The organism is Streptococcus sanguinis SK49 (assembly GCF_000212815.1).
In the GTDB taxonomy this organism is placed as follows: Bacteria; Bacillota; Bacilli; order Lactobacillales; family Streptococcaceae; genus Streptococcus; species Streptococcus sanguinis_C.
Map to the genome: position 1 here is coordinate 407,407 of NZ_GL890985.1, position 13,940 is coordinate 421,346.

At 45.8% G+C, this 13,940-nt stretch carries 12 protein-coding genes; 10 read left to right on the plus strand and 2 right to left on the minus strand.

The window, feature by feature from the left end:
• Positions 1–54: 54 nt before the first annotated feature.
• The 4 genes from hutI (at position 55) to rpsR (ending at position 2,571) form a co-directional block, all read left to right on the plus strand.
• Positions 55–1,320, plus strand: coding sequence for an imidazolonepropionase (hutI, locus tag HMPREF9380_RS08880; RefSeq protein ID WP_002932190.1), 1,266 nt, complete (start codon positions 55–57; stop codon positions 1,318–1,320).
• Positions 1,321–1,498: 178 nt separating this feature from the next.
• Positions 1,499–1,789 carry a 30S ribosomal protein S6 gene (gene rpsF, locus HMPREF9380_RS08875; protein ID WP_002896497.1) on the plus strand — a complete coding sequence of 97 codons (291 nt, stop codon included), beginning with the start codon at positions 1,499–1,501 and terminating at the stop codon, positions 1,787–1,789.
• 11 nt (positions 1,790–1,800) lie between these two features.
• Positions 1,801–2,295, plus strand: a complete 495-nt coding sequence (locus HMPREF9380_RS08870; protein WP_002896496.1) for a single-stranded DNA-binding protein — start codon at positions 1,801–1,803, stop codon at positions 2,293–2,295.
• Between the two features lie 36 nt (positions 2,296–2,331).
• Positions 2,332–2,571, plus strand: coding sequence for a 30S ribosomal protein S18 (gene rpsR, locus HMPREF9380_RS08865; RefSeq protein ID WP_000068664.1), 240 nt, complete (start codon positions 2,332–2,334; stop codon positions 2,569–2,571).
• Between the two features lie 109 nt (positions 2,572–2,680).
• On the opposite strand, the gene HMPREF9380_RS08860 is transcribed toward rpsR, so the two are convergent.
• Positions 2,681–3,352, minus strand: a complete 672-nt coding sequence (locus HMPREF9380_RS08860) for a DUF1129 domain-containing protein (protein WP_002929297.1) — start codon at positions 3,350–3,352, stop codon at positions 2,681–2,683.
• A gap of 18 nt (positions 3,353–3,370) precedes the next feature.
• Positions 3,371–4,315 carry a magnesium transporter CorA family protein gene (locus HMPREF9380_RS08855; protein ID WP_002896489.1) on the minus strand — a complete coding sequence of 315 codons (945 nt, stop codon included), beginning with the start codon at positions 4,313–4,315 and terminating at the stop codon, positions 3,371–3,373.
• 128 nt (positions 4,316–4,443) lie between these two features.
• Between HMPREF9380_RS08855 and uvrA the strand changes: the two genes are divergently transcribed.
• From uvrA to HMPREF9380_RS08825, 6 genes are all read left to right on the plus strand, one after another.
• Entirely contained in the window at positions 4,444–7,275 is a 2,832-nt protein-coding gene (uvrA, locus tag HMPREF9380_RS08850) for an excinuclease ABC subunit UvrA (protein ID WP_002932192.1), read from the plus strand.
• 152 nt (positions 7,276–7,427) lie between these two features.
• Complete coding sequence (locus HMPREF9380_RS08845) at positions 7,428–8,489, plus strand: M24 family metallopeptidase (RefSeq protein WP_002932195.1); 1,062 nt, start codon at positions 7,428–7,430, stop codon at positions 8,487–8,489.
• Positions 8,490–8,550: 61 nt separating this feature from the next.
• Positions 8,551–9,111, plus strand: coding sequence for an elongation factor P (gene efp, locus HMPREF9380_RS08840; protein ID WP_002896485.1), 561 nt, complete (start codon positions 8,551–8,553; stop codon positions 9,109–9,111).
• A gap of 19 nt (positions 9,112–9,130) precedes the next feature.
• On the plus strand, positions 9,131–9,520 hold the full coding sequence (locus HMPREF9380_RS08835) for an Asp23/Gls24 family envelope stress response protein (RefSeq protein ID WP_002896484.1): 390 nt from the start codon (positions 9,131–9,133) through the stop codon (positions 9,518–9,520).
• Complete coding sequence (gene nusB, locus HMPREF9380_RS08830) at positions 9,513–9,944, plus strand: transcription antitermination factor NusB (protein WP_002932196.1); 432 nt, start codon at positions 9,513–9,515, stop codon at positions 9,942–9,944. The genes HMPREF9380_RS08835 and nusB overlap by 8 nt, the downstream gene beginning before the upstream one ends.
• A 224-nt stretch (positions 9,945–10,168) precedes the next feature.
• Positions 10,169–13,867 (plus strand): pullulanase, encoded by a 3,699-nt coding sequence (locus HMPREF9380_RS08825; RefSeq protein WP_002932198.1) that lies wholly within the window; start codon positions 10,169–10,171, stop codon positions 13,865–13,867.
• The last annotated feature ends 73 nt before the right edge of the window (positions 13,868–13,940 follow it).

A 13,940-nucleotide genomic window follows, 5' to 3' on the forward strand; every position in this document is an offset into this window, starting at 1 on the left:
TAGTGTATTATGATGAAAAGCAAATATGTCGGAAAATGAAATGGAGGAACAAGCATGACTGCTGATTTACTATTAACTCACTTTAATCAAGTCTTCTGTCCCAAGGATCTCGGTCATCCACTTTTTGGTGAGGAGATGAAAGAAGCTCAGGTCTTGGAGGACGGCTACATTGCAGTCAAAGACGGCAAAATCCTAGCAGTCGGCAGCGGAGAGCCGGATGCCAGTCTGGTTGGACCAGATACTAAGATTCAGTCTTATGAAGGCAAGATTGCCACACCTGGCTTGATTGACTGCCACACTCACTTAGTCTACGGTGGCAGCCGGGAGCATGAATTTGCTAAGAAATTAGCTGGTGTCCCTTATCTGGAAATTCTTGCCCAAGGCGGCGGTATTCTCAGTACAGTCCGGGCGACGCGAGAAGCTTCTTTTGACACTCTCTACGATAAGTCTAAGAGACTGCTGGACTATATGCTGCTGCATGGGGTGACAACGGTTGAGGCCAAGAGTGGCTATGGTTTGGACTGGGAAACAGAGAAGCGCCAGCTAGATGTCGTTGGGGCTCTGGACCGTGACCACGATATTGATTTGGTTTCGACCTTTATGGCTGCCCACGCCGTTCCACCAGAATACAAGGGACGCTCTCAGGAATATCTGGAGCTCATCGTCGAGGAAATGCTGCCTCGGGTAAAAGCAGAAAATCTAGCTGAATTCTGTGATATTTTCTGTGAAAAAGGCGTCTTTACAGCTGACGAGTCGCGCTACCTGCTTTCTAAAGCTAAGGAGATGGGCTTCAAGCTTCGTATCCATGCTGATGAAATCGAGTCTATCGGCGGGGTGGATGTAGCGGCTGAGCTAGGAGCAACTAGTGCAGAGCACTTGATGATGGCGACCGATGAGGGCATTCGCAAGATGGCAGAAGCTAAGGTTATCGGCAATCTCCTACCAGCAACTACCTTCAGTCTGATGGAAGATACCTATGCACCAGCTCGCAAGATGTTGAAAGCTGGCATGGCCATTACTCTGACCACAGACAGCAATCCAGGCTCTTGTCCGACAGCTAATCTGCAGTTCGTCATGCAGCTGGGCTGCTTTATGATGCGTCTGACGCCAGTGGAAGTCCTTAACGCTGTAACCATCAATGCGGCCTATTCAGTTAACCGTCAAGATAAGATTGGCAGCTTTGATACTGGCAAGCAGGCGGACATTACTATCCTAGACGCTAAGAACATTGACTATCCACTCTACTTCTTTGCGACTAACCTGACCCATCAGGTCTATAAGGCTGGAAAACTGGTCGTCGATCAAGGAAGAATTGTCTAGCCTCTCTAAAAAAGAATCGTATTTTTCGGACTCTCTCTGATGACAGGGAGAGTTTTCTTTATATAAAAACTTTCCCTTGCCATTCTGCCGCAAGTCTGCTATAATAGTTATTTGTGAGCAAACCTCACTTACCCCTTGCAAAGTCTTGGGGTCATTAGACCAAAAGGAGGAAAAATCAATGGCTAAATACGAAATTCTTTATATTATTCGTCCAAACATTGAAGAAGAAGCTAAAAACGCTTTGGTAGCACGCTTTGACTCTATCTTGACTGACAATGGTGCAACTGTTGTTGAATCAAAAGACTGGGAAAAACGTCGTCTTGCATACGAAATCCAAGATTTCCGTGAAGGACTTTACCACATCGTTAACGTTGAAGCAAACGACGATGCAGCTCTTAAAGAGTTTGACCGTCTTTCAAAAATCAACGCTGACATTCTTCGTCACATGATTGTCAAACTTGACGCTTAAGAAGGTAGACTATGATTAATAACGTTGTACTGGTGGGTCGCATGACCCGTGATGCCGAGCTTCGCTATACTCCGCAGAACCAAGCGGTCGCAACATTTACTCTGGCTGTCAATCGCAACTTCAAAAATCAAAGTGGTGAGCGAGAAGCGGACTTTATCAATGTTGTCATCTGGCGTCAGCAGGCAGAGAATCTTGCAAACTGGGCTAAAAAAGGAGCCCTGATCGGAATTACAGGTCGTATTCAAACGCGTAACTACGAGAATCAGCAAGGCCAGCGTGTCTATGTCACAGAAGTTGTTGCGGACAATTTCCAACTCTTGGAAAGCCGCTCTAATCGTGAAGGTCAGTCATCTGGCGGTTACGGTGGAAACAGCTTTGGCGGCAGTTCTGCTCCAAGTTATGGCAGTGCAGACTCGTCTAACCAAGTACCGAACTTTTCTCGTGATGAGAGCCCATTTGGCAATTCTAACCCGATGGATATCTCAGACGACGATCTACCTTTCTAAGGACCGAATCTAACTATAATATAAAGGAGAAAACACATGGCTCAACAACGTCGTGGCGGATTCAAACGCCGTAAAAAAGTTGATTACATCGCAGCGAACAAAATTGAATATGTTGATTACAAAGATACTGAGCTTCTTAGCCGTTTCGTTTCAGAACGTGGAAAAATCCTTCCTCGTCGTGTAACAGGAACTTCAGCTAAAAACCAACGTAAAGTAACAACAGCTATCAAACGCGCTCGCGTAATGGCTTTGATGCCTTTCGTAAATGAAGACTAATTAGATTCCCTGCCTCGGCAGGGATTTTTTAGATAATAGAAGAATTGTATAATAAAAAGACAGTTTGATTTGAACTGTCTTTTTAAGTATTATTTGATTTAAAGATTTCTTATCTCGTCGGTCCCATAGTCGCGCTCTTGATGTTGAAGCGTTTCTTGAGATAAAAACGCAGGGCTAGGGTAATAGCGCCGACAATAGCAACTACGACATTGGACAGGCGGGGATTGAGGAATTCAGGCAGGAGACTGGTCAATACGATGGACATGCTCCAGAGGAGAATAGCCGCTGCCATGGTAAGGATAGACTTGAGCAGTTTAGGGCGCTGGCTACGGTCCTTATCTGGTCCGTAGAAACGGTAGATAAAGTGGTAGAGAGCATAGAAAGAAAGGCCACCGACGATGCTTCCGAGTACGAGAGTCGTCAGTCCATAGACAGATGGCTGAGAGGAAGCCAGATTGACGATAGAGGTCAGGAGGGTAAAGAAACCAAAGATAAAGAGGACAGAGTCCAGCATCATCCATTTAGGATCGTCATTTTCCTTTGGATGCTCGGCATCATAGCGCTCTTTTGCGGTCAAAGAAGCTGCCCAAGTAGTCGGGGCTCCGTAGAGGCCACGGGCAGTGATTCCCTTGGTTTGATTTTCCAGGATTTCCGGTAGAATGCCTTCTAAGATGGTCTGGATTTCCTGGTCGGATTTGCCGTCTTGTAAAAGCTGGTTAGTCGCGATATGGATAAATTCTTTGTTTTTTTTGCTGAGTTTGTCGAGGGATACTTGTGACATAGGCGTTCTTTCTAATGGTTAAAATAGTTTTTTGTGCATGAGATAAGCCATAACCGAAGCACTCATGGCAAAGGCGATGAACATAATAATCCAGAAGGCATGTGGTTCACCGTTGAGAGGCAGTTCGTTATTTTTGAAGTTCATCCCATAGGCTGAGAAAATCATGGTCGGGATAGACATGACAATGGTCACCAGAGCCAAGGCTTTCATGATATTGTTCTGGTTATTAGAAATGATAGAGGCAAAGGTCTCCGTCATACTGTGGAGGATGTTGCCGTAGATATCAGCCATTTCAATAGCCTGCTGGGTCTCAATCAAGGTGTCTTCCAGCAAGTCCTCGTCTTCCAGATATTTCTTGATATTGCTAGTGGAGCTGGTCAGCTTCTTAATCACGCGCTCATTTGTCTTAAGGGAGGCCTTGAAATAGACGATGGTCTTTTCCAACTCCATGAGCTCAATCAGTTCTTCGTTTCGCGTGGACTTGTGCAGTTGGCTCTCAATTTGCTCACTCTTACGGTCAATGGAGCGCAGGGCTGTCAGATATAGCTCGGCATTGTGGTAGAGAATCTGAAAGATAAAACGTGACTTCATAAAAGTATAGAAGTTGCGCAGGCGCCGGTGAATGAAGATGTCCAGCAGAGGTAATTTTTCCAAACAGGTGGTAATAATCGCCTCTTCCGTGATGATAATACCAAGGGGAATCGTGACATAATAAGTCTGGTTATTCCGCTCCTCTGTGATGGGCACGTCAACGATGATCAGCGTGTACTCATCCTCTATAGTAACCCGAGACATTTCTTCCGCATCGAGTGGCGCTCGCAGGTCAGTGATGTCAATGCCAAAGGCGTTGGCAATTTCGATTGATTCGCTCTGGGAAGGATTGACAAGATTGATCCAGGTGCCTGATTCGAGCGCATCAATCTCTTTGAATTCTGTCGTAGTAGATAAAAAGACTTGCTTCATGCTCTTTTTCCTTTCCAGAGTGTTTTTTGCATACCGTACTATTATACTACAAATTCGGGCTTTTGGGGCAAAAGTTTGCAGAAAAATTTGTTATAATGGAGAAGGTTTATAAGTGAAACGAGGTCAAGATGCAAGATAAAATTGTGATTCATGGAGCGCGAGCTCATAATTTAAAAAATATTGATGTAGAAATTCCGCGGGACAAGCTGGTCGTGGTGACGGGGCTGTCCGGTTCGGGCAAGTCCAGTCTGGCTTTTGATACCCTTTATGCCGAGGGGCAGCGCCGCTATGTGGAGAGTTTGTCGGCCTATGCTCGGCAGTTTTTGGGCAATATGGAAAAGCCGGATGTGGACTCGATCGATGGTCTCAGCCCGGCTATTTCCATCGACCAGAAGACGACCAGTAAAAATCCCCGCTCAACAGTGGGAACAGCTACCGAAATCAATGACTACCTGCGCCTGCTCTATGCTCGTGTTGGGACGCCATACTGTATCAACGGTCATGGAGCCATTACGGCTTCATCTGTTGAACAGATTGTTGACAAGGTCTTGGAATTGCCAGATCGTCAGCGGTTGCAGATTTTAGCGCCGGTCATCCGTAAGAAAAAGGGGCAGCATAAGACCGTTTTTGATAAGATTCAGAAGGACGGTTATGTCCGTGTGCGCGTGGATGGCGATATTTACGATGTGACGGAAGTGCCAGAGCTTTCTAAGAGCAAGCAGCATGATATTGAGGTTGTGGTAGACAGAATTGTTATCAAGGAAGGGGTGCGCAGCCGCCTCTTTGACTCAGTCGAAGCTGCTCTGCGGATTGCTGAGGGGTATGTGGTGATTGATACCATGGACGGTCAAGAGCTGCTTTTTTCAGAACACTATGCCTGCCCTGTTTGTGGCTTTACAGTGCCAGAGCTAGAGCCACGTCTCTTCTCTTTCAATGCGCCTTTTGGCTCCTGTCCGGACTGTGATGGTCTGGGGGTTAAGCTGGAGGTGGATCTAGATGTGGTTGTGCCAGAAGCTGGCAAGACCTTGCGCGAAGGGGCGCTAGCGCCTTGGAATCCCATCTCCTCCAACTACTATCCACAGATGCTGGAGCAGGCGATGATTGCCTTTGGCATTGATATGGACAAGCCATTTGAGGAGCTGACGGAGGAAGAAAAGCAGCTGATTTTCTTTGGCTCAGATGGACAAGAGTTCCATTTTCATTATGAAAATGAATTTGGCGGTGTGCGCGATATTGACATTCCTTTTGAGGGGGTTGTCACCAATATCAACCGCCGCTACCATGAAACCAATAGTGATTTTACTCGGACGCAGATGCGGGCTTATATGAATGAGCTGACTTGTGCGGCTTGTCACGGTTATCGACTCAGCCCTCAGGCCTTGTCTGTCAAGGTTGGCGGCGAAGCTGGCTTGCATATCGGTGAGATTTCAGATTTGTCGATTGCTGATCATTTGCTTCAGTTGGATAAGCTTAGCTTGACTGACAATGAAGCTACGATTGCGCAGCCTATTCTTAAAGAAATTCATGATAGACTGACCTTCCTTAATAACGTTGGCCTTAATTACCTGACTTTGTCTCGCTCGGCTGGGACTCTATCAGGAGGTGAGAGTCAGCGGATTCGCTTGGCGACTCAGATCGGTTCTAACTTGAGTGGTGTCCTCTATATCTTGGACGAGCCCTCTATTGGCTTGCACCAGCGTGACAATGACCGCTTGATTGCCAGCCTCAAGAAGATGCGCGACCTGGGCAATACCCTCATTGTGGTTGAGCATGATGAGGACACCATGCGGGAGGCTGACTGGCTGATTGATGTGGGACCAGGAGCCGGTGTTTTCGGTGGTGAAATCGTCGCAGCCGGCACCCCTGCACAAGTAGCTAAGAGTAAGAAATCTATCACAGGCCAATACTTGTCAGGTAAGCGCGAGATCCCAGTACCATTGGAACGCCGTGTAGGCAATGGCCGCTTTATCGAAGTGACTGGTGCTCAGGAAAATAACTTGCAGAATATCACGGCTAGATTCCCCTTGGGCAAATTCATCGCTGTGACGGGAGTTTCTGGATCCGGTAAGTCAACGCTGGTCAACTCTATCCTTAAAAAGGCTATTGCTCAAAAACTCAACCGCAACTCTGCTAAGCCAGGTAAGTTTAAGAAAATCAGCGGTATTGAGCATGTGGACAGACTGATTGATATTGATCAAAGTCCGATTGGCCGGACACCGCGCTCTAATCCGGCTACCTATACTGGAGTTTTTGACGATATTCGCGATCTGTTTGCCAAGACCAATGAAGCCAAGATTCGCGGCTACAAGAAGGGCCGTTTCAGCTTTAATGTCAAGGGCGGCCGCTGTGAGGCTTGCTCGGGTGATGGGATTATCAAGATTGAGATGCACTTCCTACCTGACGTCTATGTGGCCTGTGAGGTCTGCCACGGTACCCGTTATAATAGCGAGACTCTAGAGGTTCACTACAAGGAGAAGAATATCGCTCAGGTTCTGGACATGACGGTCAATGATGCGGTAGAGTTCTTCCAGCATATTCCCAAGATTGCCCGCAAACTTCAGACTATCAAGGATGTGGGACTAGGCTATGTGACTCTAGGGCAGCCAGCCACAACCTTGTCAGGTGGTGAAGCTCAGCGGATGAAGCTGGCCAGCGAACTTCACAAGCGCTCGACTGGTAAGTCCTTCTATATCTTGGATGAGCCGACCACGGGTCTGCATTCTGAAGATATTGCCAAGCTCCTTCAAGTGCTATCACGCTTTGTGGACGATGGCAATACAGTACTTGTTATCGAGCACAATTTGGATGTTATCAAGACAGCTGACCATATCATTGATTTGGGACCGGAAGGCGGTGTCGGTGGCGGTACGATTATTGCGACGGGGACACCGGAAGAAGTCGCAGCTAATCCAGCCAGCTATACCGGTCAATATTTGAAAGGCAAGCTGCACGTAAAATAATTCATCAAATCCCTGTTTGATATTAAAAACAGGGATTTTTTGTGTCAGAGAATGCTCGTTGGATTCTAATTCCTGGATAAGGTTTGTCAAAAAATGTCCTATTTGACTGGTTTTTTGATATAATAAGCTTAGTTATTTCACGGAGGTGCCTCATGTTATCAAGAGTTGAAAAGTTTGAAGCAGCATTGGCTCAGACAGACTGCGATGCTGTTTTAGTAACCAATCTGAAAAATATTTACTATCTGACTGGTTTCAGCGGGACAGAAGCGACGGTTTTCATCAGCAAGAATCGTCGGATTTTTCTGACGGATGCACGCTATACGCTGATTGCCAAGGGAGTAGTCCAAGGTTTTGATATTGTCGAAACGCGCGACGCGATTGGAGAGATTGTCAAGATTATTGCAGACGACAAGCTGCAAAAAATCGGTTTTGACGACGAGATTTCCTATGCCTACTTCAAAATGATGGAAAGTGTCTTCTCTGCCTACGAGTTGGTTCCCATGACGGGCTTTATTGAAAATCTGCGCATGATTAAAGATGAGCAAGAAATCGCGACTATTCGCAAGGCCTGTCAGATTTCGGATCAAGCTTTCCTAGATGTGCTGGATTTTATCAAGCCTGGTGAGACGACAGAACTGGCTGTTATGAACTTTTTAGATGCTCGTATGCGTCAGCTAGGTGCTTCAGGTGCTTCTTTTGACTTCATCATCGCTTCGGGCTACCGCTCTGCTATGCCGCATGGTGTGGCTAGTGACAAGGTCATTCAAAAGGGTGAAACCCTGACCATGGACTTTGGCTGCTACTACAATCACTATGTCAGCGATATGACGCGGACTGTTCATGTGGGGCATGTGACGGATGAGGAGCGGGAGATTTATGATATTGTCCTGCGCAGCAATCAAGCTCTGATAGAAGCAGCTAAGGCTGGTCTTAGTCGGGTTGATTTTGACCGGATTCCGCGCCAGATTATTAACGATGCTGGCTACGGTCCATACTTTAGCCATGGGATTGGTCACGGTATCGGACTGGATATCCATGAAATTCCTTACTTTGGTAAGTCAGAAGAGCCGATTGAGGCCGGTATGGTCCTGACCGATGAGCCGGGTATTTATCTGGATGGCAAATACGGCGTCCGCATCGAAGACGATCTCCTCATCACAGAAACAGGCTGCGAAGTCCTAACTCTTGCGCCGAAAGAGTTGATTGTTATTTGAGAATTATCAGGCTTTATGATAGAATAAGTAGAAATATAATTTTAAAAAGAGGTAATATAGAATGATTGAAGCAAGTAAGCTGAAAGCTGGAATGACCTTCGAAACAGCTGATGGAAAACTCATCCGCGTTTTGGAAGCGAGCCACCACAAACCAGGTAAGGGAAATACGATTATGCGTATGAAATTGCGTGACGTTCGTACTGGTTCTACATTTGACACAAGCTACCGTCCAGAAGAAAAATTTGAACAAGCCATTATTGAAACTGTTCCAGCTCAATACTTGTACCAAATGGATGACACTGCATATTTCATGAATACTGAGACTTACGATCAATATGAAATTCCAGTAGTCAATGTAGAAGAAGAATTGAAATTCATCCTTGAAAACTCTGATGTGAAAATCCAGTTCTACGGAACAGAAGTGATTGGTGTGACAGTACCAACAACAGTTGAATTGGTCGTAACAGATACTCAGCCATCTATCAAGGGAGCTACTGTTACTGGATCTGGTAAGCCAGCAACACTTGAGACAGGTCTTGTTGTCAACGTACCAGACTTCATCGAAGTTGGACAAAAATTAATCATCAACACTGCAGAAGGAACTTACGTTTCTCGCGCATAATATAGAAGAGGTAATAACTATGGCAGCTGAACAATTAGGTGAAATCGTCATTGCGCCACGTGTTTTGGAAAAAATCATTGCCATTGCAACAGCAAAGGTAGAAGGTGTTTATTCCTTCGCAAATAAGAGTATGTCAGACAGTCTTTCTATGCGCTCACTCGGTCGCGGAGTGTCACTTCATACCGATGAGACAGGTGATGTGACTGTAGACATCTACCTGTATTTGGAATACGGTGTCAGCGTTCCAACTGTTGCAGTAGCAATCCAGAAGGCTGTAAAAAGCGCAGTTTTTGATATGGCTGAGGTAGAGCTGTCTGCTGTCAATATCCATGTGGCAGGCATTGTTCCAGAAAAGGCACCGAAGCCAGACTTGAAAGATCTATTTGATGAGGACTTCCTCAATGACTGATATACTGTTGGAATCCAGAAGAGGTCTGCGCCAGCGGGCTTTTCAGGCCCTGATGAGCCTAGAGTATGAAGGGGATCTTGTAGAAGCTTGCCGTTTTGCTTATTCGTATGATAAGGACGAAGATGCTGACAAAGTGGCGGAAGCTGATATTCCAGCCTTCTTGCTCAATCTGGTCTCCGGTGTGGTCCAGTCCAAGGACGACTTGGACAAGAAAATTGCCCAGCACCTCAAAAAGGGCTGGACAGTAGATCGTCTGACGTTGGTCGAAAAAAATATCCTGCGTCTGGGGATCTTTGAGATTACGGAGTTTGATACCCCACAGCTGGTAGCAGTCAACGAAGCCATTGAGCTTTCCAAGCAATTCTCTGACGAAAAGTCCAGTAAGTTCATCAATGGGATTTTGAGTCAATTTATCGTTGAATAATAATGAAGGTCGAGACAAATGTCTTGACCTTTTTGCTTGTCAATTGTTGTTTAAATCACAAATAGCTTATCGAATTATTAAAATCCGTACAGAGAGCATTAAATATCTGAGTGAAAAAACTCTTATTGAAAGCCTTTACAATTTTAAAAAGAATCGGTATAATAAACGAAGAAAACGTTTGCATAGATGTTCTCTATAAGAAAAAATAAAGGAGTTTTCTGTTTATGAAAAATAACTATCGCCTACAGTCTCAGATGGGCGAAAAGCGTCATTATTTTGGCATCCGTCGTTTAAAAGTAGGAGTAGCCTCTGTTGTCATTGCCTCAGGTTTCCTCCTGGGAAATGCTCAGCTAGTCCAAGCGGATGAGGCGAGCACAGCCACTAGCCCTGCAATAGAAGCAGTCTTTGATGCAGATGCGGCAGCCCTCCCTAAGTCAGCAGATGAAGAAAAAACTGGAGAGGCAGATAGTTCAGGAGCGGGAACTTCAGAGCAGGCTGCTCCAACTGGTGTGCTAGCAGATCAAGCTCCAGCTAGTGCAGGTTCAGAAGCAGCTGGTCAAGAAGCTGCAAATCCAAGTGAAAAAGACAAGCAAGAACCAGTTAGTCAGCCGCAGGCTTCGGCGAAAGATGCTATCGAAGAAGGCAATATTCGCTTTCATTTCAAAACCTTGCCTTCACAAAATCTAGACAGCCTGGGCCTGTGGACTTGGGACGATGTTGAGACGCCTTCTAGCCAAAAGGGAGCTTGGCCAACCGGAGCGACTAGCTTTGCGACTGCTAAAGAAGATGACTACGGCTATTATCTTGATGTTAAAATGGCTGAGAAAAGAAGCAAAATCAGCCTTCTAATCAATAATACAGCAGGTCAGAATATTACGGGTGACAAGACGGTCGAGCTACTCAGCCCTCAGATGAATGAGATTTGGTTTGACACAGACTATCAACCTCATACTTACGAGCCTTTGAAAAAAGGGATGGTACGGATCAACTACTATCGTACAGATGGCCAGTATGATAAGAAGTCGCTCTGGCTCTGGGGAGATGTCCAAAACCCGAGCAAGAATTGGCCTGACGGAGTGGACTTTGAGAAGACTGGGAAATATGGTCGTTATGTAGATGTTCCCTTGAAAGATGCTGCTAAGATGATTGGCTTTTTGCTTCTAGACGAAAGCAAATCAGGAGATGATGTGAAGATTCAAAATCAGGATTATAATTTCACGAATTTGGAAAAAAACAGCCAAATTTTCTTGCGTGATGCGGATCCGACAGTTTATACCAACCCTTACTTTGTCAACGATATTCGTATGACGGGAGCCCAGCATGTAGGATTAACCAAGATTGAAGCTAGCTTTTCTACTTTAGAAAGTGCTAAAAAAGAGGAAATTTTAAAGAACTTAAAGATTACAGACAAAGATGGCCATGAAGTCTCTGTTAAAGATGTAGTTCTGGATCCTAAGACCAAAAGCGCCAAATTCATCGGTGATTTTAACCAAGCTCAGTCACCTTATCTTATCAAATATGGCAATGACCAATTCAAAACCAGCATGAACTGGCAACTGAAGGACAGCCTTTACAAGTATGATGGTGATTTGGGAACACGTGTTTCTCAAGCGGGCAAACAAGTGGACCTAACCTTCTGGTCACCGAGTGCAGAGCAAGTTGATTTGGTGGTCTATGACAAAGAAGATCAGAACAAGGTCATTGGACGCCTGGCTATGCAGAAAGGGGAGTCTGGAACATGGACCAGTAGCTTGACACCTGAGAGTGGTCTAGGAATTTCTGACTATCGTGGGTATTTCTATCATTATGAAATTACTCGCGGTGGCAAAAAGGTTCTTGTGCTGGATCCTTATGCCAAGTCTTTAGCTGCTTGGAACAGTGAAGATGCGGACAAGGGGGATGCCTACAAGATTGCCAAGGCAGCCTTTGTAGATCCAAGTGAATATGGACCGAAAGACCTGACCTATGCTACTATTCCGAACTTCAAGAAGCGGGAAGATGCCTTGATTTATGAGGCCCATGTTCGTGATTTTACCTCTGATCCAGCTATTTCAAAGGATTTGAAATCTCAATTTGGAACCTTCTCAGCTTTCATTGAGAAATTAGATTATTTGAAAGACTTGGGAGTGACCCACGTTCAGCTCTTGCCAGTTTTGAGTTATTATTTTGTAAATGAGCTGAAAAATGCTGAGCGCATGGACAAGTACGCTTCCAGCAACAGTAACTACAACTGGGGCTATGACCCGCAAAACTATTTTTCGCTGACAGGTATGTACTCCAGCGCGCCGACAGATCCAGCCAAGCGCATTGAGGAATTCAAAAACCTTGTCAACGAGATTCATAAGCGTGGTATGGGCGTTATCCTGGATGTGGTCTATAATCATACGGCTAAGACCTCTATCTTTGAAGATTTGGAGCCCAATTACTACCACTTTATGGATGCGGATGGTACACCGAGAACCAGCTTTGGTGGTGGCCGCTTGGGGACCACCCACTATATGAGCAGACGGGTCTTGGTGGATTCGATCAAGTACCTGACAGAGCAGTACAAAGTAGATGGCTTCCGTTTTGATATGATGGGGGACCATGATGCTGAGTCCATCCAAAAAGCCTTTGAAGAAGCCAAGAAGCTCAACCCAAATCTCATTATGCTGGGTGAGGGCTGGAAGACTTATGCAGGTGATGAAAATAAAGCTGTCCAGCCTGCTGACCAATCTTGGATGAAGTCAACAGACACGGTAGCGGTCTTCTCAGATGATGTTCGCAATACCTTGAAATCAGGTTATCCAAATGAGGGAACACCAGCCTTTATCACTGGTGGCAAGCGCAGTGTAGAAAATGTCTTCAAAAACATCAAGGCGCAGCCAACCAATTTTGAGGCGGATAGCCCAGGGGATGTGATCCAATACATCGCAGCCCATGATAATCTGACGCTCTTTGATATCATTGCCCAGTCGATCAAGAAAGATCCGGCAGTGGCTGCCAATAATCAAGAGATTCATCGCCGCCTGCGTCTGGGAAATCTGATGATTCTGACTTCGCAAGGGACACCATTTATCCACTCTGGTCAAGAGTACGGCCGGACCAAGCAATTCCGTGATCCTGCCTATAAATATCCTGTCTCAGAAGACAAGGTTCCAAACAAAGCGCATTTGTTGACCAATGAGGACGGCACGCCGTTTGACTATCCGTACTTCATTCATGATTCTTATGATTCGAGTGACGCGGTCAACCACTTTGACTGGACCAAGGCGACTGATTCAGAGAAGTTCCCTGAAAATGCCAAGAGTCGTGCCTATATGAAAGGCTTGATTGCCTTGCGGAAATCAACGGATGCCTTTACCCGCAGCTCCAAAGATGAAGTGGAGCAAAATGTGACCCTCATCACCCAGCCTGGCAAGGATGGTGTTGAGAAAGAAGACCTTGTTCTCGGTTACCAAGTGGTTGCGTCGAATGGCGATATTTATGCTGTTTTTGTCAATGCGGACACCAAGGAACGACAATTCAACTTTGGTGAAGTCTACAAGCATCTAGCAGGTGCAGAGGTTGTGGCAGACGGCAATACGGCAGGAGTGAGAGCCATTTCTGACCCGGTAGGTGTCACCAGAAACGGCAATGGTTTAGCCCTAGCTCCGCTGACAGCGACTATTTTGCGACTTCGAAAAGCGAACCTAGCTCAGGAAGAAAAATCTCAAGCTCCAGTAGCTCAAGAAGAGCAGCTGTCTGCCGCTTCTGTAGCCAACGCTCAGCCTCAAGCTTTATCCTTGGATGGGCAAAAAATTCAGGCTTCAGAAGTAAAAGAAGCGGCTAACCAAACAGAAAAAGCCTTGCCAAAAACGGGAACAAATACTTCCCTGCTGGCACTTTTAGGTGGCTTCCTTGCTTTCCTGGCCGGTCTGTTAAGCTTTAGAAAGAAAGAGTAATAATTGATTATTGCCCTGTGAGAATTTTTAGACTATGGCTAAATAAAGACGACTTCCAATAATGGAGGTCGTC

Coding starts and splice junctions, on each gene's coding strand:
- hutI (WP_002932190.1), top strand. CDS start 55: ATGACTGCTGATTTACTATTAACTCACTTTAATCAAGTCTTCTGTCCC.
- rpsF (WP_002896497.1), top strand. CDS start 1,499: ATGGCTAAATACGAAATTCTTTATATTATTCGTCCAAACATTGAAGAA.
- HMPREF9380_RS08870 (WP_002896496.1), top strand. CDS start 1,801: ATGATTAATAACGTTGTACTGGTGGGTCGCATGACCCGTGATGCCGAG.
- rpsR (WP_000068664.1), top strand. CDS start 2,332: ATGGCTCAACAACGTCGTGGCGGATTCAAACGCCGTAAAAAAGTTGAT.
- HMPREF9380_RS08860 (WP_002929297.1), bottom strand. CDS start 3,352: ATGTCACAAGTATCCCTCGACAAACTCAGCAAAAAAAACAAAGAATTT.
- HMPREF9380_RS08855 (WP_002896489.1), bottom strand. CDS start 4,315: ATGAAGCAAGTCTTTTTATCTACTACGACAGAATTCAAAGAGATTGAT.
- uvrA (WP_002932192.1), top strand. CDS start 4,444: ATGCAAGATAAAATTGTGATTCATGGAGCGCGAGCTCATAATTTAAAA.
- HMPREF9380_RS08845 (WP_002932195.1), top strand. CDS start 7,428: ATGTTATCAAGAGTTGAAAAGTTTGAAGCAGCATTGGCTCAGACAGAC.
- efp (WP_002896485.1), top strand. CDS start 8,551: ATGATTGAAGCAAGTAAGCTGAAAGCTGGAATGACCTTCGAAACAGCT.
- HMPREF9380_RS08835 (WP_002896484.1), top strand. CDS start 9,131: ATGGCAGCTGAACAATTAGGTGAAATCGTCATTGCGCCACGTGTTTTG.
- nusB (WP_002932196.1), top strand. CDS start 9,513: ATGACTGATATACTGTTGGAATCCAGAAGAGGTCTGCGCCAGCGGGCT.
- HMPREF9380_RS08825 (WP_002932198.1), top strand. CDS start 10,169: ATGAAAAATAACTATCGCCTACAGTCTCAGATGGGCGAAAAGCGTCAT.